The organism is Achromobacter sp. HZ34, assembly GCF_002209485.1.
In the GTDB taxonomy this organism is placed as follows: domain Bacteria; phylum Pseudomonadota; class Gammaproteobacteria; order Burkholderiales; family Burkholderiaceae_B; genus Bordetella_C.
This window is the reverse complement of the sequence record NZ_NJIX01000004.1, coordinates 598695-620977: the sequence shown is the minus strand read 5'-3', so window position 1 is coordinate 620977 and position 22283 is coordinate 598695. Positions and strand designations below refer to the sequence as shown.

Below are 22283 nucleotides of genomic sequence, written 5' to 3'. Positions count from 1 at the left end.
GCCCCTATTGGCGGATGTGAACGCGCGATTGCCATCCACTTGTCATGCGCGAACCACTGCTGCGTATCCTTGGCGGGCTGCGCCGCCGCCCCGTCCTGGAAGTCACCCTCGCCTGCCTGGCGGTTCTGCTGCTTGCCCAGACGCTGATGGGTGCGCTGAGCCTGGCCGCGCTGGATCGACTGATCGCCGACACCACGGCGGACCGGGTGGAAGTGGTGGCACGGCGTGTGGCCGGGAACATCGATAACGGCCTGAGGCTGGGCAAGCCCCTGGCGCAATATTTCGGCATGGATGCCTTGCTGCGCGACGGTACGCATGGCTCGGACGATCTGGCCGGCATCGCGGTTTTACTGCCGGACGGCAGCACGGTCGCCAGCCAGGGCGACGTTGCCGGCGCGGCCACGCTCGCACGGGCGTTGTTCCGGCACGACGGCGCAGCCACGCCCCATGACATCGCCGCCCGTCCGTCGGGCGCCCTGCTGAGCAGTGGTGGCGGCCGCGTCCTCCTGGCGGTGCCGCTGGCCAGCGCCGACCCGGCCAAATCGAATGCCGGCGCGCTGGTGGTCTCCGCCGTGCGCGACGCTGCCGCGGCCCACGCGTTGATGTGGCGCAGCCTGGCCGTGCTGGTGGCCGTCACCGCGCTGGTCGGCGTGGCGCTGGCCGCGGCATTCAAATTCCTGGTGCCCTTGACCACGCTGGCCGCGGGCGGCCGCGCGCGCTTCGTCGTGCCGCTGGTCGCCCTGCTGTTGGCGCAGGGCGTGTACGCGGTGTACACGGTGCAGACTTTCCGCGAAGGCTGGCTGCGGGTCACCCGTGAAAACGTGGCGGTGCTGGCGCGCGGCCTGCAAACCGACCTCGACCGCATCATCGGCTACGGCATCGCGGTGGACAAGCTGCGCGGCGTCGAAGCGCCGTTCCAGCGGCTTGCCGCCACGTTCCCCGCCATCCGCGAAATCGACCTGACCGATGCCGGCGGGCACCTGCTGAATCGCGCCGACAGTCGCGGCCCGCTGCCCTTGGCTGGGGGCAACGTTGGCAGCGACACCGGCGTCGCCGCACGCGGCAATGCCGTTGCCGACGATTTGACGCTGGTATTGCCCCTGACCGGGCGCCGGGACACGGCGCAGGCTCCTGTACAAGGAGCGACCCAGGGAGCCACCCAAGGCAATCTGGTCCTGCGCCTGTCCGCCGATGTCCTGGGCGCCGGCGTGCGCAGCCGCATGATCGATGCGATCACGGTCGTCGCCGTCGCCCTGGTGGCGGCGATGGAAATGTTGCTGCTGCTGTCGCTGCTGATGAACCGCGCCTTCGCGGCACGCGGCGTCGCGCCCGACGGCACGCGCGTGGGCCCCGATGACGCCTCCGACATCGGCCGCATCGCCCGCCCCATCATGTTCGGGTTTCTGTTCGCCTGGGCCATGCCGCTGAGCTTCCTGCCCCTGTACGCGCGCACCCTCCCCGAAGGCTGGATCGACCTGCCGCCCAATGTGCTGCTGGCGCTGCCGATCTCGGTGGAAATGGGCTGCGGCCTGCTGACCGCGCTCCTGGCCGGACGCCTGACCGACCGGCGCGGCTGGCAATTCCCGGTGCTGTCAGGCCTGGGCGTGACTTTCCTGGGCATGCTGGCGTGTGCGGGCGCGGGCAGCCTGCCCATCTTCGCGGGTGCGCGCGGCCTGGTGGGCCTGGGCTATGGCCTGACGTGGATGGGCCTGCAGGGTTTCATCGTGACGCGCAGTTCACCGCAGTATCGCGGGCGCAATATGACCACCGTCATCGCCGGCCTGTTCGCCGGCCATCTGACCGGTGCCGCGGTAGGCGCCATGTTGATGGAGCAATTGGGCTTCCGCCTGGTGTTCGGCATCAGCGCCTTCATGCTGTTGATGCCGGTGCTGGGTGTGCTGGCCCTGATGCGGCCATATATGGGCAAGCAGAAGGTTGCGGAGAAGGCCGCAGGGTCGCCGGCCATTGCGACGACGCCGGTTGCTACAGGCGCCGCCGTCGCGCTCCCGTCCCGGGCGCAAGCCGCTCCGTCCACGCGTTCCGGCTTCACGCGCACGGCCCGCCTGGTCTTCACGCGCGACTTCGGCCTGTTGCTGCTGGGTAGCGTCATCCCCTTCTCCATCGCCCAGGTGGGATTGCTGTCCTTCGCCTTGCCGCTCTACCTGGAACATGCCGGCGTGGCCGCGTCCAGCATCGGCCGCGTGCTGATGATCTATGGCCTGTGCGTGATCTATGTCGGCCCCTTGATGGGCCGACTGGTGGATCGCTCGAACGCCAAGAAGACGTGGATCGTGCTGGGCGGCGTGGTCGGCAGCGCGGGAATGATAGGACTGTATTTCGGCGGCGGCCTGGCTGCCGCCACGCTGGCCGTCTTCCTGCTCGCGGTCGCCAGCTGCTTCTCCGGCGCGTCGCAATCGCCTTACATGCTTGGCTTGCCACGAGTGCAGGACTACGGCGCGGCCGGCGCGACCAGTGTGATGCGGGCCGCCGACAAGCTGGGGCAGATGGCCGGGCCGTTGATGGTCGGCGCGCTGTTCGGCAGCATGGGCATGAACACCAGCCTGGCGATCGCCGGCGGCGTCTACCTGGTCGCCACGCTGCTGTTCCTGTTCTTCGCGCCTGGCCGTGGCGTGCAACGGACATCGGGCGCGTAGGTCAGCACGTAAGGATCCATGCGGGCGGATCGTTGCGGATCCTGGCACGCCATTCAACGTAGCGGGCGTCGCCGCAGGCGACCTGGCTCAATACGCGTCGACGAATACGACGCGCGGTGTCAGCGACGTCAGCAGGGCCGCGGCGATGGTGCCGACATGCCTGGCGACGGCTTCCACGGGCAAGTCCTCGCTGCCCCATAGCGTGACGGGGGTGCCGACCTCGGCATCGGGCGCTGCGCCCAGATCGACCAGCAGGCTGTCCATCGTAACGACGCCGAGACTCTCCACCCGCACACCGCCGACATTGACCGGAGTACCCGCGGGCGCATGCCGCGGATAGCCGTCGCCATAACCGCAGGCCACCAGGCCGACCCGCATCGCGCGCGGGGCGACGAAGGCACCGCCATAGCCAATACGGTCGCCGGCCGCGACATCACGCACGCTGCACAGGCGTGAATGCAGCGACATGGCCGCACGCAACCCCAGGGCGCTGCCATCGATGCCGGGCAAAGGGCTGGCCCCATACAACGCAAGTCCGGGGCGCACCCAATCCATCGCGATGCGTGCCGCCGCGGGATGCACGATCGACGCGGAGTTGCCCGCGCTGCGCGGACCGGCCAGCCCGCCGGTCAACGCGTCGAAGCGGGTATTCGCGCGAGCCACGCTGGCCGGATCCTCGCCCTGCCCGTAGTGCTGGAAATGGCCGACCATCGTCACCATGCCGCGCTCCACCAGGGCCTGGCAGCGCCGATAGGCGTCGAGGTAAGCGAGTTCGTCGAAGCCGTTCATGCCGAGATCGCCGGCATAACGCAGCCATAGCGACAAGGGGAAAGGCAGCGCGTTTTCCTGTTCAAGGCGATCGAGCTGGCCCGGCTGCGAGATGACCAGGTGCAGGCCGGGCATCGACAAATCGCGCACATCGTCCGTATCAAGCAAGCCGCCGTACACCAGGACGGGCCCCGACCAGCCGGCCTTGCGGCAAGCCTGCGCGTCCCCTAGCTGCGCCACCGCCAGGCCATCGGCATCCGCGAGTCCGGCAAGGACACGCGCCACGCCATGGCCATACGCGTCCGTCTTCACGGTCGCCCAGATCCGTGGCGCCGACCCAGCGGCCTGCATCAGGCCACGCAGGCAGGCCAGATTGTGCGCCACCGCGGCGGCATCGACACGGGCATAGACACGATGCGGGCTGGCGGCGCTGCCACCGGGCGACGCGTCCGCGCCCCGCGTGAGCAGGCTGGCGGCCGCATCGGGGTGGCCGGGACGAAATTGTCGGAGCGCAGAGAGCTCAGCCATGCGGCGCGGACCTGGATAGGCGGGGGAAGGGCTCCAGAATATATACGAAATGCGACTAAATGCACTGTAATAATTCGAGCGCTTACATCTTCGGCGGGTTATCCAGCACCAGGGTCAGGCGGTTCCACGCGCCGTCGCGTTGATAGTGGAAGGACTTGAGGTAATGCCGCATCAGCCGCAAGCCATGGCCGCCTACTTCCGCTTCGTCCAGCGTCAGCGCGGCGTCGGCGATCTCCAGGCCGGTAGGATCGAAAGCGTGGCCGTTGTCGGCGATCACCACCTTGATCTCGTGGCCGTCGTCCGCGCAAACCAGGTCGATGGCCGGTTCGATGGAAGGCCCGTCGGCCGCGGCCGGGGTGAACGCATACGCCACGATATTGGTCAGCGCTTCATCCACGCTCAGGGTCAGGCCGAAACGTACCTTCGGCGTCCAGTCCTTGCGATCGGCAATGCCTTCCAGCCATTGCATGGCGCGCCCTATCGGGTCGTCTTCAGGTCGCAGGGATAGCGTATCGTCGGGCATGACGGTGATAGTGGCGCGGATGAGTGTCTTTCGGCTGAGTGCCTTTCCTTAGGCAGAAGTATGCACCACGCGCGTGATTTTCGTGATGGCAACGTATCGTCCGCAGCGCCAGTCGCGTATCATGCGAGCGTTTTATTTCCCCGGCGCTGCTCCTGGCCCGCGGCCACGGACACGATATTCCCGCAACGATTCAACGCGTCCGCCCTTGCGCATACGTATTCATTCCGGAACTGCCCCCATGACTCTCGCAACCGAAAAAGAAGGCGACGCCCTGGTCGTCGTGCTGCAGGGACAAATCAATAGCGCCAACGCCACGGCCATCGAAGGCGAGCTGCTGGATCACCTGGAAAATGGCGCACGCAAGGTGGTGCTGGACCTGGCCGGCTTGAACTACATTTCCAGTGCCGGCCTGCGCGTGATCCTGCTGCTGGCGAAAAAACTCAAGCAACAAGGCGGCGCCCTGGCCCTGTGCCAGATCCAGCCCCAGGTCAGCGAAGTCTTTGAAATCAGCGGCTTCCTTGCCATCCTTACCGTGGTGGATACGCGCGCGGCCGCGCTGGCGCGCCTCGGCTGAACCTGAGTCCCGGTCAGCGAGTCGACGCAAGAGGTCGCGCCCGCTGCCTGAACGACGACTTGAAAGCGGACTTGCAGGACACCCTGCAAGACAACTCCCAAGACCACTCGCGCGGCCCGGCCACCACCCGCCGCCCGCCCTGCGCCCTGACATGACATTGAAATATTCGTGTCATAGTATTCGCGGATTTTCCGCCGCCAAGCCGCTGCCGCTGTCGATCCATGATTACCGTTGCTGAACTCTTATCAGGCCTGGGACTGTTGTTCATCGGCCTGCGCCTGATCGGCCAGCATTTGCGGCAAGCCATGGGGCACAGGGTGCGGTCGGCCTTGCACATGGCCACGGCTTCGCGCTGGAGCGGCCTGTTCGCCGGTGCCCTGGCCGGCGCCATCACGCAATCCAGCAATGCCGTCACCCTGATCACCGCCAACCTGGTCCACGGCCGCGTTCTGTCGGTAAACCAGGCGGCGCCCGTCGTGGCCGGCGCCAACGCCGGCACCGCGCTGCTGGTCTTCCTGGCGACGCTGGACATCCGCCTGGTGGTGCTCTATCTGGTGGCGGCCGCCGGCCTGTCCCTGCACTTCAAGCTGGACTATCACGCGCTGCGGCGCGATTGGATCTGGGCCGGCCTGGGTTTGGCGCTGCTTTTCATGGGGCTGGATTTCATCAAGCACGCCCCGGACGCGCTGACCGTCAACGACTGGCATACCCTGCTCGGCGACGGCATGTCTTCGCCGGTGGCGCTGGCCCTGGGCGTGATCATCGCGGTGGCAACCCAGTCGGCATCCACCGCCACCATCCTGGCGGTGGCGTCCCTGCATACGGGCTTCATGAAATTCGAAGCCGCCTTCTGGATAATGACCGGCGCCAACCTGGGCAGCGGCTTGGCGGTGCTGCTCTCCGGCAGCGGCTTGAAGGGTAGCGGCCGCCAGCTGTGCCTGGTGCACGTCATGGTCAAGGGCGGCGGCTCCGTCCTGGTCGCGGCGGCGTGGCTGGTCTATTCCTTGCGCAGCGGCGGCGTGACCGTGCCGAACAGCCAGGCGGCCTCGCTGCTGGCCGTGCTGTTCCTGGCCATGCAACTGGTGGGCGCCCTGCCCGTCACCATGCTGCGCGACCGTGCCATCAGGCTCACCGCGCGCCTGACGCCGGCCGATCCCGTCGAACAGGCCAGCCAACCGCATTACATCTACGATCGCGCCGCCGAGGATCCCGTCAACGCCCTGGAACTGGTGCGCCTGGAACGCGATCGCCTTACCGCCGCCCTGCCTCGCCTGCTGCCCGATCTCGACCAGGAAGACGGACGCGCGCCGGCGCAACGCCGCCACCTGCTGGCCGGCCATCGCAACGTCGCCGCGCAAACCGCGGCCTTCCTGCTGTCCGTGGCCGGCCGAGGCCTGACCCGCAAGGACCTGGCGCGGGCCGCGCACGAACAATCGAGCCTGGAGAACCTGCAGGCCCTGCAGGACACCCTGGCGGAATTCAGCGGCATCGTCGACGCCTGGGACGGTGAGCGCCCGCGCCTGCTGTCCAACCTGTGCGAGGCCCTGCGTACGCAGATCTGCCTGCTGGCCGATACCGTCAGTGCGGAAGGCGTGGCCGATCCGCATGATCTGGACGTGCTGATCCAGCTGACGGGCGACCGCGGCGAACTGCTCGAACGCCTGCGCCGCCAGGTGATGGCGTCGGATGCCCACGACAACGACCAGGCACGCGAGCTGTTGCTGGCCACCCGTCTGTTCGAACGCGCCGTATGGCTGCTGCACCGCATCGGTATCGCGTGCCGTGAAAACGCCCACGGCACGCCGGACGAAACCACCGTCGGCACCGCGACGGTAGCCGCCGCGGCACAAGTCACTCCGCACGCATGACGGCGCCGGCGGCGGTTGCCGCCGAGGCGGTTTTCACGGGGTGGGGTTCATCGAGACCGCCCCGCCCATCTGCTGCGCGCAGATTTCCCGCACCCGCAACAAGGCCGGCGGCAAGGTCTTGCCCTCTATCGTGACGAAGACGAATTGCGAAGACAGTTGCAAGGCCGGCTCCAGGCGCAGCCGCAGCAATTCACCGCTGTCGATCAAGGGCTGCGCCACCTGCAACACGCCGAAGAACACCGCATCGCTGGTACGCACCAGCTCGACCAGCGACTGGATGTCATTGGACTGATATTGCACGGCATCGAGGAAATGGGCATGCGGCCCGAAGTACGCATTCAAATGATGCATGACCTCGTCGCTCATCGCCCGCCCGCTGGCCGCGACCGGATAGCGCCGCAACGTGTCGTAGTCCAGCGACCGCGCCCGCGCCTGGGGGTGCCCCGCGCGCACCACGAAGCCCAGGGGCGTGCGCGGAAAGAACGTCAGGTGCAGGTCGGCGTCGGCCGGTATGTGATTGCGGTGCACGACCAGCGCATCGACCACGCCGTCACGCAGTTCCTGCACCTGCATCTCCGACGTGCCGCCACTCAATAAGAGCTTGATGGCGGGATAGCGCTGCATCATCTCGCGCAGCAGGGGCACCGACAGGATGGCGGTGGGCGTGGGCCCCAATCCCAATTTCAAGGTACCGCCCGCGTACTCCGCCAGCAGGCTGGCGCTGCGCCGCAATTCCGCCAGTTCCACCCGGATGCGGCGGGCCCGGGCGATCGCCAGCTCGCCCAGGGCCGTCAACGTCTTGCCCTTGTCGCGCTCCAGCAATCGGCCGCCCAGGCCCTCTTCCAGCGCTCGGATGCTGCGGCTCAAGGCCGGCTGCGTCAGGTGCAGCTTGGCGGCCGCGCGACTGAAGGACTGCATTTCGACGAGAACCAGAAAGTGCTCCAGCTGCTGCAGATTCATGCTTCCCCTCGCTTTTTATGATTTTCGACTCATGACCGTTTGATGAATTATGCATTGGACGTCATGAAACCGGCTACCTAGAATCTGGGCACACGTATTTGGACACATCCTGGACGGCCCCGTCGTCCGACCCTCTTCTGGAGCGCCAGACCATGACCGCCAACGCGACACCCAGGACTGCCCTGGCCGCTATCGCCGCTGTATTCGCCTTGGCCCTGGGCCAAGCCGCCCACGCCGCGCAATGGCCCACGCGCCCGGTGTCGGTCTTCGTGCCGGTCGCCGCCGGCGGCGCCGCCGATGCGCTGGCCCGGGCCTGGGCCGCCTACGCAGGCAAGGCCATCGGCGGCACCATCGTGGTCGAGAACAAACCCGGCGCCAATGGCAGCATCGCCGCTGCCTACGTCGCCAAGCAAGCGGCCGACGGCTACAACCTGCTGTTCGGCAGCACGTCCAATATGTCGGTGAATCCCTTCACCTACGCCCAGCTTGCCTACAACCCGACCAAGGACTTCACGCCCGTCACCAAAGTGGCGGGCACGTCGCAGGTGCTGGTGGCCAATCCCGCCACCCACATCCGTAACATCCAGGACCTGGTGCAGCAGGCCAAGGCCAGGCCGGGCAAGCTGAACTACGGCTCGGCGGGAATCGGCAACTCCACCCATCTGAACGTCGCCTTCCTGGCCGACCACTTCGGCCTGCAGATGTCGCACGTCCCCTACAAGGGCGCGGCGCCGGCCATGATGGACCTGATCGGCGGCCAGATCGACCTGACGTCCGATGCCCTGTCCGGCGCCATCCCGCAGATCAAGACCGGCAAGGCCGTACCCCTGGTCCTGTTCGGCGCGGAACGCGACCCCCAGTTGCCGGACGTGCCGACCATCGCCGAAGTCGGCGCCAAAGGCTTCCCGGGCGATGCCTGGTACGGCGTGATGGCACCGGCCGGCACCTCGCCGGAAATCGTCGCGCGCCTGACCGAGGCCACCCGTAAATTCTGGGCCGATGAAAACGTGCGCAAGCAGATGGCCGAGATCTACATGACCCCGCCCAAGGAATTGGGCCCGCAATCCGTCGCGCAATCGATGAAGCAGGAGGCCGCCGTATGGGGCCCCATCGTCCAGCGCCTGGGCATCCGCAACGACTGAACCATGAACGACACCTCGAACCCGTCCCTGGCGCAAGCCGTGCAACATTTGCCGCGCGGCGAAGACTTCCTGCTGTGGCCGCCCTGCCTGCAGTCCTACGGCTATCGCATCGTCGACCGCCTGTTCGCGACGCGCACCATCGCGCGCGGTCCCGCGGCCAAGGCCATGCCGCGCGCGGCCGAAGTCCGGCCCGGCTATACCCTGGATGGCCAGGCCCGCGACGTCGCCGAATTCATGGACCGCAACAACGTGGCCGGCCTGCTGGCCATCCATCGCGGCCACATCATCCTGGAACGCTACGGCCTGGGTTTCCGCCCCGAAGAGCGCTGGTCCACCATGTCGACCGTCAAGTCCATGACCGCCATGCTGGTGGGCGCGGCGCTGCATGACGGCGCCATCGCCAGCCTGGATGACCCCGTCACGCGCTACGTCCGCACGCTGGCCGGCTGCGCGTATGAAGACGTCACCGTGCGTCACCTGCTGACCATGTCGTCCGGCATAGACTGGCGCGAGGACTACACGGACAAGCAGTCCCACGTGAACCGCTACAGCAAGTCGCTGGCCGACAAGGTGCCCGGCGGCGTGCTGGCCCTGCTGCGGTCCTGCCCGCGCGGCAACCCCGCCGGCGCGGTGTGGCAGTACAACACCGGCGACACCTATCTGCTGGGGGCGGTGCTCAGCGCCGCGACGGGTGGCACGCTGGCCGACTATATGTCCAAGCGCATCTGGCAGCCTTGCGGTATGGAGTTCGACGGCTTCTACACCCTGGAATCCGATGACGGCCAGGAGATCGGCGGCAGCCGCGCGGGCATGAGCCTGCGTGACATCGGCCGCTTCGCGCAATTCGTGCTGGACGATGGCGTGGTCGACGGCCGGCGCATCCTGCCCGAGGGCTGGGTCGAGCAGTCCGCCACGCCGGCCTTCGAGATTCCGGCAGACCAGCATGCCGCCCAACGCCGCGCGCTGGACCTGCGCGCCTACGGCTACAGCTGGTGGCTACGCGGCGACGGCGCCATGATGGCCATGGGCCATTCGGGGCAACGCATCTTCATCGACCGCGCCGCCGACCTTGTCGTCGTGCAGCTGGCCGCATATCCGGAACCGCGCTATGTCAGCGCCAACGAACCGGACCGCGACGCCGAACTCAACGCCCTGATCGGCGCGATACGCACGGCCACGGCGGGATAGGCGTCGGCGCGGACGCAGGCTTGAGACACCGCGCGTCGTAGGGCGCGCGGTGAACCTTACTCCGGCTCGATGCCGGCCTGCTTGACCACCTTGCCCCATTTTTCCAGATCGGCGTGGATCACCTTGGCATAGTCCTGCGGCGAGCCGCCCTGGATGTCGATGCCGGCGGCTTCCAGCTTGGCCCGCACGTCGGGCATCTGCAAGGCCTTGTTGATCTCGGCGTTGAGCTTGTCGACGATGGCCTTGGGGGTGCCGGCGGGCGCCAGGATGCCGCCATTGGTGTTGGCGTCATAGCCCTTGATGCCCTGTTCGTCGGCGGTGGGCACGTCCGGCAGCGCCTTGGCGCGCTTGAGCGACGACACCGCCACCGCGCGCACATTGCCGGATTTCACCTGCTCCTGGATGGCGCTGATGGTATCGATGTACAGCAAGGTGCGGCCCGCCAGCAGGTCCGGATGCGCGGCCGATGAACCCTTGTACGGAATCATCAACATCGGCACGCCGCTGGCCATCTTGAACATCTCCGCCGCCATCTCCTGCGCGCTGCCGCGGCCGGACGTGGCCACCTTGGCCTCGTCCGGATGGGCCTTCATATAGCTGACCAGTTCCGGCAAGGTCTTGGCCGGCACCTTCGGATAGATGGCAAAGACCAGCGGAATCTCGTGCGTGTAGATGATGGGCTCGAAGCTCTTCTCCGGATCCCAACCCAGGTTCTTGAACAGGAACTTGTTGATGTTGTGGCTGCCGCCGACGATGCCTATGGTGTAGCCGTCGGGCTTGGCGTGGGCCAGCAGTTCCGTGCCAAGGTTGTTGGACGCGCCGGGACGGTTGTCCACGATCACGGCCTGGCCCAGCGCGGTGGACAGCTTCTCGCCGACCACCCGGGCAATGATGTCGATGCCACCACCTGGCGGCGCGGGGACGATCATGCGAATGGGATGATCGGGATAGCCCTGCGCCGACGCGGCGTAGGGCGCCACCGCCAGCATGGCAGTGACCGTGGTGGCGGCGAGCGCCTTGAACAAAGGTTTGAATTGCATCGATGTCTCCTTCCTATTGGTTGATGTATTGGTTGATGCTCAACTCTCATGGAATTCTGGCGGGACAGGTCTCTCGGATTCGCTCCGAGAATCCATCGCCGCGGCCCTGCTATTGCGTACTGCGTCCTTCCTCCTGCGTGCTCCTGCAGCGTGTCTCGATCGGCTTCAACCGCGCCCGACGAACGGCATATTGCTGGCCATGACGGTCATGGTCAGCACATTGGCGTCCAGCGGCAGCGAAGCCATGTGCTTGACGGCATTGGCCACGTGCTGCGCATCCATCATCGGTTCCGGCGCCGTCGTGCCATTGGCCTGCAGCACGCCGCGCTTCATGCGTTCCGACAGTTCGGTCAAGGCGTTGCCGATATCGATCTGGCCGGCCACGATGTTGAAGGCGCGGCCGTCCAGCGACAGGGCCTTGGTCAGGCCCGTGACCGCATGCTTGCTGGCCGTGTACGGGGCTGTGAAGGGACGCGGCGTGTGCGCGGAAATCGAACCGTTGTTGATGATGCGGCCACCCTGCGGCGACTGCCGGCGCATCAGGCCGAAGGCGGCGCGGGCACAAAGGAACACACCGGTGACGTTGGTATTGATGGCGGCGAACCACTTCTCCAGGGGCAGTTCGTCCATCGGCACGGCGGGCGCGTTCACGCCGGCGTTGTTGAACAGCATGTCCAGGCGGCCGTATTCCTTTTCTATCCTGTCGAACAGGGCCTGCACGCTTTCCGGGCTGGTGACGTCGGTGGGAATGGCCAGGGCCGTCTGGCCGCGTGCCGCGGCCTCGGCCGCCAAGGTCTCCAGGGGCTCCGCGCGACGGCCCGCCAGCACGACCGTCCAGCCATCGTTCAGCAGCGCGATAGCGCTAAGCCGTCCCACGCCGCTGCCGGCACCGGTGACCAGGGCGATTTTCTTGGAAGAGGTGGCGTTCAAGGCGAGACTCCTGCAATACGTGAGTGATTCAAGCTTGGAAAGGAATACGGCACCGCGGGCCTCGTGCGTGAGCGTGGATGGCTGGCGTCCGGCGCGCGCCGCCCTGCTCAGGCATAGGCCTGCCGGCAATGGCTTGCGTCGGCGCCACGCAGGACGCCGGGGTTATCGCCTGGCGGGCTGGATACGATCATCGACAGCGTGCCTATGCCGTCCACGCCCGCCGTGACGGCATCGCCGGGCTGCAGCGGCGCCACGCCCACGGGTGTGCCGGTGAAAACCAGGTCTCCCGGCATCAGCGTGACGGACCGCGACAGCATGGCGACCAGCTCAGGCACGGACCACAGCAGATCGGCCACATCGGCACGCTGGCGCTCGACGCCGTTGACCGACAACCAGATCGCGCCCGCCTTGGGATGGCCGCACGCCTGGACGGGCACCAGCGGCGTACAAGGCGCGGAATAATCGAAGGCCTTGGCGGGTTCCCAGGGACCGCCGACGCGCTTGGCTTCCTGCTGCAGGTCGCGGCGCGTCATGTCCAGGCCGGCGGCATAACCCCAGATATGCGCCGCTTCGACTTCGGCGGGATCGATGTCACGGCCGCCGCGGCCGATGGCAACCACCAGTTCGATCTCGGGACAGAACGCCGCCGTTGCCGGCGGATAGGGCAGGACGACCTCGGCCGGGATGACGGCATTGGCCGGCTTCATGAACCACCCCGGCATCGCCGTCGGCGCGGGTTCATCCGGCTGCCATTGGTAGTTGCGGCCGATGCAGTAGACGCGTGACACGGGGAACAGCCGCGACATGCCCGCGACAGGCAAAGTGGTCGGTGCCGACGGGGGAAACACGTAATCCGTCATGTCGTCAGGCTCATCGTCGGACGCTGGCCCGCCAGGCCCTGGGCGACGCTATCCAGCACCATTCTTGCCATGGCCTCGCGGGTCTCCCACGTGGCGCTGGCGCGATGCGCCTGCAGGGTGGCGCGTTCGGACTGGCGCAGCGCAGCGGGCACGCACGGTTCATCGACGAACACGTCCAGGCCCGCGCCGGCGATACGGCCGGCGGTCAGGGCCTCGGTCAGGTCCGCTTCGTTGACCAGTCTGCCACGCGCCACGTTCACCAGGAATCCGCGCGGGCCCAATGCGTCCAGCACGGCGGCGTCGACGATGCCTTCCGCCTTGTCGGCGGCGGCGCACAGCACCAGTGCGTCCGAGGTGCGCGCCAGGTCGATCAGGCCGGGCACGAATTCGTGTTCGACATCGTTCATGCGTTGCAGGTCGGTGTAGAAAATCCGGCAGCCGAACGCCGCCGCGCGCACGGCGACCGCGCGCCCTACCCGGCCCATGCCGACGATGCCCACCCGCATGCCGCTGAAGCGGCGCGCCAAGGGGATCGCGCTGGGCGAAGGATGCTGCTCCCACTGGCCGTCGCGGACGAAGCGGTCGACGGCGCAGAGATTACGGCAGGCGGCGATCAGCAAGCCGATGGCCAGGTCGGCCACGTCTTCGGTCAGCGCGCCGATGGTCGCCGTCACGGGCAGGCCACGTTCGCGGCAGTAGGCAAGATCGACTGCATCCGTTCCCACGCCGTTCACCGCCACCACTTTCAGGTTGGGCAGTTGGGCCAGCATGTCGCGGGAGATGCCGGTGTGGCCGCCGGTGATCACCGCACCCACGGCCGCGCCCTGTTCGCGCAGGAAGGCCTGCGGATCGCTCATTTCGAACAGCTTGTGCATCTGGTACAGCGATGCCAGTTCGTCGTTGATCGCGGGGATCAGGATGGGGTTCAGTTGCAGCACCTGGGGCTTCATATCGCTACGCCTCTAGATCGGGAAGCGGACGGGGTCCGCAGCGTTTGTCTCGGAATCGTTTTTGGATGAATGCGTCCATGGTAGGTAATGATTGATTGTGATGGCAATATTGATGTACAAAATCAATATATAAAAGTTTGTGGGCTCACTCGCGCAGGCTCACCGGACGCTAAGCCGGACTCAGTCCGGGGGGGGCGGCGCGCGCGGCCAAGCCAGAGCCGCGCCAGGACGGGCCGGCCCGGCTCTGGCTGGGCGAGGTCGAGCCGGGCCGAGCGAAGCCGGGCCGAGCGAAGCCAGGCCGAGCGAAACCGGACCGGGCGGGGGCGGGCCCCGCCGAGCCGAGCGCAAGCCAGGGGTCCCGAACTTTTCTTCTTCTCTTTTTTAGGATCCGCATGGCTTCCTGGATTTCGATGGCCGAGGCGTGTAGCCAGCTGGGCGTGCGCCCGCAAACGGTCTACGCCTACGTCAGCCGCGGCAAGCTGGAAGTCATGACGGACCCCGAGGACACGCGGCGCAGTCTCTATCGGGCCGAGGACGTCGCCACACTGGCCAGGCGCAAACAGGCTGGCCGCAAGCATGAAACGCTGGCCACCAACACGCTGTTCGGATCCGAACCCAGCATCCCGACAGCGGTCTCGACCTTCATCCGGCAGCGTTTGTACTACCGTGGCCAGGATGCCGTGGCACTGGCGCGCACTGCCACCGTCGAGGAAGTGGCGAAGCGCTTGTGGAATGCCGAACAGGACGTGGACTTCGCCTGGAAAATGGCGGCGGCGACAACGAAGCCGGACGCGCGCGGCCGCGTCGCTGCGTTCACGCGGCTGGCGACCCTGGCCGCGACCGGGCATTCAACCCGGGGCCGCACGACCCGCGTCCTGCACAACGAGTGCCAGAGCCTGGTCGGGCAACTGGCGGATGCCTTCGGTGCGAAACAGGGCGATGCGCCCCTGCACCAGCGTTTCGCGTCAGGCTGGAAGCAACCCGCCAAGGTGGCCGACCTGTTTCGCACCGCCATGGTCCTGCTGGTCGACCACGAACTGACCAGCTCCGCCTTCGCGGCGCGCATCGCCGCATCGAATGCCGCGTCCCTGCCGGCGTGCCTGCTCACCGGCCTGACGACCCTGGCGGCGCCCCTGCATGGCGATGCCTCGGGCCGCGTACAAGCGTTGTTCAATGAAGTGGAGCGCCTGGGCGACGACCATGTGATCGCGCACTATCTCTCGACGGGCATGTCCCTGGCCGGCTTCGGCCATCATCTGTATCCGGACGGCGATCCGCGCGCGCAAGCGCTGCTGGCCTTGTTCGAGCCGCCCGAGGTCGTCGCGCGCTTCATCCACAAAGTGGCTCACCTGACCGGCCTGCAGCCCAATATCGACGCGGCCTTGGCCGCGCTGGCCGCGCACTTGCGCCTGCCCGCCGATGCAGTGTTCGGCCTGTTCGCCACCGCGCGCAGCGTGGGGCTGCTGGCGCATAGCCTGGAACAGTTGGGCGAGGCTCAAGTGATCCGGCCCAGGGGACGCTACGTCGGACCGCTGCCAGAAGGCGTGCAAGGCAGCGGGCACTAGACCGAGCCCCGGGGGGTTCGGAGCCCGGACACAGGCCCCGGACACAGGACCTGGAAACCCGGGACCCGGCGGAGAGGCCCTAGCCGACGACCTTGTCCTGCGTCTTCGTCTCGAAGTCGCTGGCGTCATGGCGCTCGCGCAACTGGCCGGCGGGATCGCCACTGGTGCGATTCACCATGCGGCCGCGGACCACCGCGGGCCGTGCAAGAATCGCATCGGCCCAACGCAACACGTTCTTGTACTCGTGCGTCGACAGGAACTCGGCCGAGTCGCCATACGACCAGCCCTTGACCATGCCACCGTACCAGGGGAACACCGCGATGTCCGCGATCGAGTAATCGGAACCGCCCAGGTATTCGCTTTCCGCCAGGCGGCGATCCAGCACGTCCAGCTGGCGCTTGGTCTCCATGGCGAAGCGGTCGATGGCGTATTCGATCTTCGTCGGCGCGTAGGCATAGAAATGCCCGAAGCCGCCGCCCAGATAAGGCGCGCTACCCATCTGCCAGAACAGCCACGACAGCACCTCGGCCCGTTCCGGCTGCGTGGTCGGCAGGAAAGCACCGAACTTTTCCGCCAGATAAAGCAGGATGGAACCGGATTCGAAGACGCGCACGGGCTTGGCGCCGGAGCGGTCCATCAAGGCGGGAATCTTGGAGTTCGGATTGACACCGACGAATCCGCTGCCGAATTGATCGCCCTCACCGATCTTGATCAGCCAGGCATCGTATTCCGCACCCTTGTGCCCCAGGGCCAGCAGTTCCTCCAGCAGAATGGTGACCTTCTGCCCATTGGGCGTGGCCAGGGAATACAGCTGCAGGGGGTGGCGCCCGACGGGCAGTTCCTTTTCGTGCGTCGGGCCGGCGATGGGCCGATTGATGTTCGCGAACGTGCCGCCGTTGGGCTGGTTCCACGTCCAGACTTTGGGGGGAGTGTATTGATTGGAGTCGGTCACTGTCGTCCGCATAGGTCAGTGCTGGCTCAGGCAGCCGGCGATTGATCGGTGGCAGGAGCCCCCACCTGACATCCCTGGCGGCTTCCGCGACCGCTCAACCATAACCGGCAATGGGCCTGGCTGTTTGAATATCCCTTGTTCGGCTCAGGGGCAAAATGGCCCGCGGCCGGCGATTTTTCCTTGAGCGCCGTGGATTATCTGCGCAGGGCGAATTGATTGATCAGCAATCCCACCATAATCGTGGCCACACCCGTCCATTGCAAAGCGGAAAGCTGCTCATCGAACGCAAGCGCGCCCGCCCATAATCCAATCACGGGCACCAGCAGGGAATAAGGGGATACGCGGGCACCGCGATGCCGTTGCAGCAAGCGCGTCCACAAGGAATAAGCCAGCAAGGTCGCGAGCAAACCCAGGTAAAGCACCGCCAGGCCCTCGTGCAGGCCGATGCCGCGCAGCATCGCCCACGTGGCATCACCGCCCTCCAGCAAAATGGACAGCAGGAAGAACGGCACGATGGGCATCAGGCTGCTCCAGATCACGAAGGCGGCCGGGTCGTAGGCGATACCGGTCTTCTGTGCAAAGCGGATCACCACATTCGAGGCGCCCCACATGCTGGCCGCAGCCAGCGTCAGGACAAAACCGATCAGCGTCATCTGCCCAGGCCCTTCACCATGCCCCAGTGCGATGGCGGCCAGTCCCGCCGCGGCGACGACCAAACCCGCCCACTGGCGCACATTGGCATGTTCGTTGAGCAACGGCCCTGACAGCAATATGGTGAACATGGCCTGCATCTGCATGACCACCGATGCCATCCCGGCGGTCATCCCGAACTTGAGTGCCGTGAACAGCAGGCCGAACTGGCCCAGTCCTTGCAGCAGTCCGACCACGATCACATAGCGCCACGGCAGCGCCGGCGGTTTGACGAAAAGAAGAAATGGCAGGGAGGCCACGGAAAATCGCAATGCTCCCAGCAACATGGGACTGAGGCCCTTGAGCCCCAGTTTCATGATGACGAAGTTGCAGCCCCAGATCACGACGACACCGGCGACGCACAAATAATCCGCGCCGGACATACGCGTGGTACTCGTCATGACCTGGTCTCCCCCTTATATTTTGGCTGGAGGATTTTACTGCGTAGCGTTTACGGCGCAGCGAAATCGGTGGAGACCGCGACCGCGCGCCACTCCGCCAGCAGCGCCGCGTCGCTGGCGTGTTTGGCTGCGATCGCGGCGACGGTATCGCTACCCAGGGGCAGGCGCACCGGCGGATTCGGGGCATCGGCGAAGGCCACCAGCACTTCGGCCAGCTTGGCGGGATCGCCCGGCTGCGCATGGCTGATCTGCCTGGCGCGTTCGCGCACCGCACCGGCGGTGGCGGCGTAATCGTCGATCTGCACCGGGCTTACGGTAAGCGATGTGCTATCGAGAAAGTCCGTGCGGAAATAGCCCGGCTCCACCGCCGTCACGTGGATGCCCAACGGCCCCAATTCTTCGTATAGCGCTTCGGTCAGGCCTTCGACCGCGAACTTCGTCGATGCGTACACCCCGAAACCCGCGGCGCTGCGATAGCCGCCCACCGAGGAGAAGTTGAAGATGCGGCCACTGCGTTGCTGCCGCATATGCGGCAGCACTGCGCGCGTCACCGCCAGCAGGCCGAACACATTGGTGCGATAGAGCGCTTCGATTTCCTGCGCGCTGGCTTCTTCGACCGCGCCGAGCAAACCGAAGCCGGCGTTATTCACCAGCACATCGATACGCCCGAATTTTTCGACGGCCGCCTTGGCGGCAGCGTGAGCCTGCTCCTCGTTGGTCACGTCCAGCGGCAAGGCCAGCAGATGCTCCTGCGCGCCGAAGCGGTCGATGACGGATTGGGGATTGCGGGCCGTCGCCACGACCTTGTCGCCATGCTTGAGGGCGTGTTCCACGATGAGGGCGCCGAAGCCACGGGAGGCGCCAGTAACGAACCAGATTTTCTGCATGATATTGCTCCTGTCGGGTTGGGACGGCGCGGCGGCGCGCCTCCTGGAAACTGGGGAGGCCGGCGGTTCCGTACTCCCTTGATGCGTATGGTAGGAGCGGCGAGTTGATGAGAGAATATCCAAAAATCTTCCTGGACTACTGAAGAAATTTCATCAATGGCTAAAATCGGCGCGACAGATCTGGCCAGTTTCCTGGCGATTGCCAACCACAGGAATTTCCGGCGCGCCGCAGCGGAGATCGGGTGCACGCCATCGGCGCTCAGCCATGCGCTGCGGGCGCTGGAAGAGAAAATGAATCTGCGCCTGTTCAACCGTACGACCAGGAGTGTGGCGCTCACTGAAGTGGGTGAACGCCTGTACAGCCGTGTCGGTCCGGCTTTTCGCGACATCGAAGACGCGATCGACGATCTCAACAGTTTTCGCGACCAGCCGGTGGGAACACTGCGTATCAATGTGGCGCGCGCCGCGGCGCAGATGGAGCTTCTGCCTTTGGTGTCCGGGTTTCTGGCCGCGCATCCCGGCGCCAATATCGAACTGGGCATAGACAATGCCATCGTCGACATGGTGGCCGAGGGCTACGATGCCGGCATCCGCTTCGGTGAAACGCTGGCGCAGGACATGATCGCGGTACCGCTGGGGCCGCGCCAGCGCACTGCCATCGTCGCGTCGCCGGCGTTTTTCGAGAAGCATGCCAAGCCGCGCAGTCCCAAGCAGTTGAAGGACCTGCCGTGCATCCGGTTCCGGTTCGCGGATGGCAGGGTCTATGCTTGGGAATTCGCGCGCGGCGGCATCGAGCTGAAAGTGGAGATCGACGGCCCGCTTACCATCAATGACCAGGAGCTGGGCATCTCCGCGGCCTTGGATGGCATAGGCCTGGCCTTCGCCTTCGAGTCGCAGGTGGAGGGGCTGTTACGCGAGGGCAGGCTGGTTCGCGTATTGGCGGATTGGTGCCCGTACTATCCGGGCTTTTATCTCTACTACCCCAGCCGGCGGCAGATGCCCGCGGTGCTACGGGCATTCATTGAATATATTGGCCGCTCATGAAAGCAGACACTCGCCTGATAGACACCGCAGCGCTCGAACGGGCGTTGCAAGCGTTCGCCGATGCGCGCGACTGGAATCAGTTTCACTCGCCCAAGAACCTTGCCATGGCCTTGACCGGTGAAGTCGGCGAACTGGTGGAGATCTTCCAGTGGCTTACGGAAGAAGAGTCCCGCAAGGTGGCATCCGCTCCCGCGACTGCGCGCGCGGTACGGGACGAACTGGCCGATGTCCTGCTATACCTCGTCCGCTTATCCAGCGTGCTGGGCGTGGACATGAATGAAGCGGTCACGCACAAGATCCGGGCCAATGCCGTGAAGTATCCCGCTCCCGATTCGGCAGGCTGATGTTCGCCGTGATTCACGACGCATCACACCCAAATTGGGTTTGATCGAACCCAAATTGGGTTCGACACCCTATTTGCGATTATCCCCGCGCGCCCGCTACCACCTGTCAGTAGCCAGCCAGGAGCGCGTTGACCGCGGCAGCGATAGCTGACAAGCTTGGGACTTTCGTTTCCGTGTATGTGGCCCGCTATACGGGCCAGGAGAATTTTGCTGCATGCTTAACCGTCTGATATTCGCTTCCTGCCTTCTTGCCCTGCTCTCCGCGTGTGGACCGGCCGAGCCTAAACGCAGCAGTTCCTGCCACTGGTGGAACAGTTGTTCGTACGACGGTCCCTACGATTCCGGCGAGAAGGATTACGCCCAGGACGAAGCTGCGCGCCTGAATGAAGAGCAGGCCGCGAAGCTCAGGCAACAGCGTTAGGACGTCACTGTCCGAAACTCCGCTTCAGTCGCAGTAGTTCTGCCTTGTTCAAGTTCGCGGCGGCTTTCTGCGCGTAATCCCGTTCGCCGGATTCATAAGGCCCGTTGTACAGGCAACCGCTACGGTTCGCCCGGCACGACTCGGCGGCCTTGGCGACTGGCGCGGGAGCGGAAGACGACGACGAAAAATCCCCATCCGGCGCCGCATCTTCCTTGGGGCCACTCGACGAACACCCGGCCAGCAAAATGACAAGAAACAGACCTGCAACGCGGGCGTTGAACATACGGGGGGAGATCTCCTTGGCGCCCAAGCAGGAACGCCACAACCAAACAAGCATGCCGAATGGCCGCGGAAATGGGCCTGGCGCAATAACACTCCGCCCTTGCGCAGCGAAGCGCGGAGCCGATGCCCCGTAACTCATTGATTGTACGGATTTTTGCGAAATTTTCGTCAAATCTGCAGAATGTTGACGCTTGTTACTCGCAGCCGTTATCTGTCGTGCTCCACGGCCTCGGTATCCGCCGACGTGGGCGGAAGCGGATCTCCAAGGCGGTGTAGCGCACGGTCTACCGGACGCGGCAGAGCCGCCTGGGAGGCCAGCCTCTTCGGTTCTGGAGCTGCCATGGATATATCCGCTCAGATATGAATAAATAGGATCTAAGCGCTCATATATGAGCGCTTATTCCGGAAATTCGGTCATATTTGAGCATTTAAGGGGCGAGCCGGTTCAAGATGTGGTCGCGGTATGACAGCAACGCTTTCAGACTGAAAGTCTGCCGCCGCTACAAAGATGGGAGCCAAGGGAGATTTTGTTGGAGCGGGTGAAGGGAATCGAACCCTCGTATGAAGCTTGGGAAGCTGCCGTTCTACCATTGAACTACACCCGCTCGGGTGCCGTGCCGGGACCATGCAGCCGCCGACAGGAAGCAGGATTATACCTTGTGCGCCGCGCGCCCTGCCCCTGCCCCCGCATCTGCCTCATTCAATCCAGCGGCGACATCGGAAACGCGCTGAGCGCCTCAGCCACCAGGGTCTCGATTTGCCGCAAATGCAGGCTGTTGCGCGGCCACAGAAAGCCAGTCTTACGATAGATCGGATCGACCGGCACCGGGATCTTCGCCAGCCGTATCCCCTCCGGCCAGGGACCGTGCCAGTCAGGTACCAGCGACACCCCCAGGCCCTGATCCACCAGCACCGCGATCGCATCCAGCGCATCCAGCTCGAAGCGCTCCGTCGGCCGGTAACGGTGTGAACGCAGCCAGATATCAGCCAGGCGTCCGCCCCATACCCCGCGGTCATAACGAATGAAAGGCTGGCTGCGCACCAGTTCCCTTGGCGGCGTGTTCTTGAGCTTCGCGCTCGCCAGGAAGACATAGGGATCGATGCGGACAGTCGCCCACGAATAGGCCTTGCCCAGCGGGAAAGGCGGCTCGACCAGCAGCGCCGCGTCGATCTCGTTCGCCTGTAGTTTCTCGTACAACGACGTCGATGCGCCGGGCGTGACGTGCAGTTCCAGACCTGGATGCTTGCTCGCAAGCTTCTTCAGGACAGGTGGCAACAGGCCGATGATCGCCGACGACGTCGCGCCCAACCTGAACTCACCCTCCACCCTGCCGGCACTGGCGACCGCCCGCAAGGCATCGACGTCCCTGACGATGTCGCGCGCGCGCTCCACGATGGCGGCTCCCGCGACAGTGGGCTTTACCGTACGGCCGACCCGCGCCACCAGCCGCGTTCCCACCTGGTCTTCGAGCACGCTGATGCGTTGGGCAACCGCCGTCGCGGATATGCCCAGCCTGCGCGCGGCCTCGGCCACGGAACCATGGTCGATGACCATCAGCAGGCTTTCCAGGAATTCACTGTCCATGGCCGATTGGCTCCGCATAGCACCAGGAGCCATTCTAACAACGCAAAATGTTCATTCTTAAGCATTAAATATCACGGTTTTTATTGATTGCTTCGGCGCTAGTATTGCTGGCTGGGACCCACGCCGG

General features: G+C 65.4%; 21 protein-coding genes and 1 tRNA gene. 9 read left to right on the top strand and 13 right to left on the bottom strand.

Translation table 11 applies throughout. The features are described 5' to 3' along the window. Positions 1-44 precede the first annotated feature (44 nt). Positions 45-2654: an MFS transporter gene (locus tag CEY05_RS19315; RefSeq protein ID WP_088597095.1), complete on the top strand. Its 2610-nt coding sequence runs from the start codon at positions 45-47 to the stop codon at positions 2652-2654. 87 nt (positions 2655-2741) lie between these two features. On the opposite strand, the gene alr is transcribed toward CEY05_RS19315, so the two are convergent. Together alr and CEY05_RS19305 are read right to left on the bottom strand one after the other, a co-directional pair. Beyond that, positions 2742-3950, bottom strand: coding sequence for an alanine racemase (gene alr, locus CEY05_RS19310; protein WP_088597094.1), 1209 nt, complete (start codon positions 3948-3950; stop codon positions 2742-2744). A gap of 82 nt (positions 3951-4032) precedes the next feature. After that, positions 4033-4419 carry an ATP-binding protein gene (locus tag CEY05_RS19305; protein WP_233161597.1) on the bottom strand — a complete coding sequence of 129 codons (387 nt, stop codon included), beginning with the start codon at positions 4417-4419 and terminating at the stop codon, positions 4033-4035. 292 nt (positions 4420-4711) lie between these two features. On the opposite strand from CEY05_RS19305, the gene CEY05_RS19300 reads away from it, so the two are divergent. Both CEY05_RS19300 and CEY05_RS19295 read left to right on the top strand, forming a co-directional pair. After that, the gene (locus CEY05_RS19300) at positions 4712-5047 is read left to right on the top strand and encodes an STAS domain-containing protein (RefSeq protein WP_088597092.1); all 336 of its coding nucleotides are present in this window, start codon (positions 4712-4714) and stop codon (positions 5045-5047) included. Positions 5048-5268: 221 nt separating this feature from the next. Then, positions 5269-6915 carry a Na/Pi symporter gene (locus CEY05_RS19295; RefSeq protein WP_088597091.1) on the top strand — a complete coding sequence of 549 codons (1647 nt, stop codon included), beginning with the start codon at positions 5269-5271 and terminating at the stop codon, positions 6913-6915. Positions 6916-6948: 33 nt separating this feature from the next. Here the strand turns inward: CEY05_RS19295 and CEY05_RS19290 are convergent, their stop codons facing one another. Then, complete coding sequence (locus CEY05_RS19290; RefSeq protein WP_088597090.1) at positions 6949-7875, bottom strand: LysR family transcriptional regulator; 927 nt, start codon at positions 7873-7875, stop codon at positions 6949-6951. Between the two features lie 152 nt (positions 7876-8027). Between CEY05_RS19290 and CEY05_RS19285 the strand changes: the two genes are divergently transcribed. After that, positions 8028-9017, top strand: coding sequence for a tripartite tricarboxylate transporter substrate binding protein (locus CEY05_RS19285; RefSeq protein ID WP_088597089.1), 990 nt, complete (start codon positions 8028-8030; stop codon positions 9015-9017). Between the two features lie 3 nt (positions 9018-9020). Continuing rightward, positions 9021-10205: a serine hydrolase gene (locus CEY05_RS19280; RefSeq protein ID WP_088597088.1), complete on the top strand. Its 1185-nt coding sequence runs from the start codon at positions 9021-9023 to the stop codon at positions 10203-10205. A gap of 56 nt (positions 10206-10261) precedes the next feature. On the opposite strand, the gene CEY05_RS19275 is transcribed toward CEY05_RS19280, so the two are convergent. The 4 genes from CEY05_RS19275 to CEY05_RS19260 all read right to left on the bottom strand — a co-directional run bounded on the left by CEY05_RS19275 (position 10262) and on the right by CEY05_RS19260 (position 13985). Then, positions 10262-11245 (bottom strand): tripartite tricarboxylate transporter substrate binding protein, encoded by a 984-nt coding sequence (locus CEY05_RS19275; RefSeq protein ID WP_088597087.1) that lies wholly within the window; start codon positions 11243-11245, stop codon positions 10262-10264. A 165-nt stretch (positions 11246-11410) separates the two neighbouring features. Beyond that, positions 11411-12175: an SDR family oxidoreductase gene (locus CEY05_RS19270; protein ID WP_088597086.1), complete on the bottom strand. Its 765-nt coding sequence runs from the start codon at positions 12173-12175 to the stop codon at positions 11411-11413. Between the two features lie 107 nt (positions 12176-12282). Beyond that, positions 12283-13035 (bottom strand): fumarylacetoacetate hydrolase family protein, encoded by a 753-nt coding sequence (locus CEY05_RS19265; protein ID WP_088597085.1) that lies wholly within the window; start codon positions 13033-13035, stop codon positions 12283-12285. Beyond that, the gene (locus CEY05_RS19260) at positions 13032-13985 is read right to left on the bottom strand and encodes a 2-hydroxyacid dehydrogenase (protein ID WP_088597084.1); all 954 of its coding nucleotides are present in this window, start codon (positions 13983-13985) and stop codon (positions 13032-13034) included. The genes CEY05_RS19265 and CEY05_RS19260 overlap by 4 nt, the downstream gene beginning before the upstream one ends. A 392-nt stretch (positions 13986-14377) precedes the next feature. Between CEY05_RS19260 and CEY05_RS19255 the strand changes: the two genes are divergently transcribed. Continuing rightward, on the top strand, positions 14378-15550 hold the full coding sequence (locus CEY05_RS19255; RefSeq protein ID WP_088597083.1) for a citrate/2-methylcitrate synthase: 1173 nt from the start codon (positions 14378-14380) through the stop codon (positions 15548-15550). A 79-nt stretch (positions 15551-15629) separates the two neighbouring features. Here the strand turns inward: CEY05_RS19255 and yghU are convergent, their stop codons facing one another. From yghU to CEY05_RS19240, 3 genes are all read right to left on the bottom strand, one after another. Then, positions 15630-16502, bottom strand: coding sequence for a glutathione-dependent disulfide-bond oxidoreductase (yghU, locus tag CEY05_RS19250; RefSeq protein WP_088597676.1), 873 nt, complete (start codon positions 16500-16502; stop codon positions 15630-15632). 194 nt (positions 16503-16696) lie between these two features. Further along, entirely contained in the window at positions 16697-17593 is an 897-nt protein-coding gene (locus CEY05_RS19245) for an EamA family transporter (protein WP_088597082.1), read from the bottom strand. 50 nt (positions 17594-17643) lie between these two features. After that, on the bottom strand, positions 17644-18480 hold the full coding sequence (locus tag CEY05_RS19240) for an oxidoreductase (protein WP_088597081.1): 837 nt from the start codon (positions 18478-18480) through the stop codon (positions 17644-17646). 156 nt (positions 18481-18636) lie between these two features. Here CEY05_RS19240 and CEY05_RS19235 point away from each other — a divergent pair, with 156 nt between their 5' ends. The 3 genes from CEY05_RS19235 (at position 18637) to CEY05_RS19225 (ending at position 20289) form a co-directional block, all read left to right on the top strand. Beyond that, on the top strand, positions 18637-19524 hold the full coding sequence (locus tag CEY05_RS19235) for a LysR family transcriptional regulator (RefSeq protein WP_088597080.1): 888 nt from the start codon (positions 18637-18639) through the stop codon (positions 19522-19524). Then, a complete protein-coding gene (locus CEY05_RS19230; RefSeq protein WP_088597079.1) occupies positions 19521-19868 on the top strand; it encodes a nucleotide pyrophosphohydrolase in 348 nt (115 codons plus the stop codon). The genes CEY05_RS19235 and CEY05_RS19230 overlap by 4 nt, the downstream gene beginning before the upstream one ends. Positions 19869-20082: 214 nt before the next feature. After that, complete coding sequence (locus CEY05_RS19225; protein ID WP_088597078.1) at positions 20083-20289, top strand: hypothetical protein; 207 nt, start codon at positions 20083-20085, stop codon at positions 20287-20289. Between the two features lie 4 nt (positions 20290-20293). Here the strand turns inward: CEY05_RS19225 and CEY05_RS19220 are convergent, their stop codons facing one another. From CEY05_RS19220 to CEY05_RS19210, 3 genes are all read right to left on the bottom strand, one after another. After that, the gene (locus CEY05_RS19220; RefSeq protein ID WP_088597077.1) at positions 20294-20572 is read right to left on the bottom strand and encodes a hypothetical protein; all 279 of its coding nucleotides are present in this window, start codon (positions 20570-20572) and stop codon (positions 20294-20296) included. A 530-nt stretch (positions 20573-21102) separates the two neighbouring features. After that, positions 21103-21176, bottom strand: a tRNA-Gly gene (locus tag CEY05_RS19215). Positions 21177-21271: 95 nt separating this feature from the next. Further along, complete coding sequence (locus CEY05_RS19210) at positions 21272-22156, bottom strand: LysR family transcriptional regulator (RefSeq protein WP_088597675.1); 885 nt, start codon at positions 22154-22156, stop codon at positions 21272-21274. Positions 22157-22283: the final 127 nt, after the last annotated feature.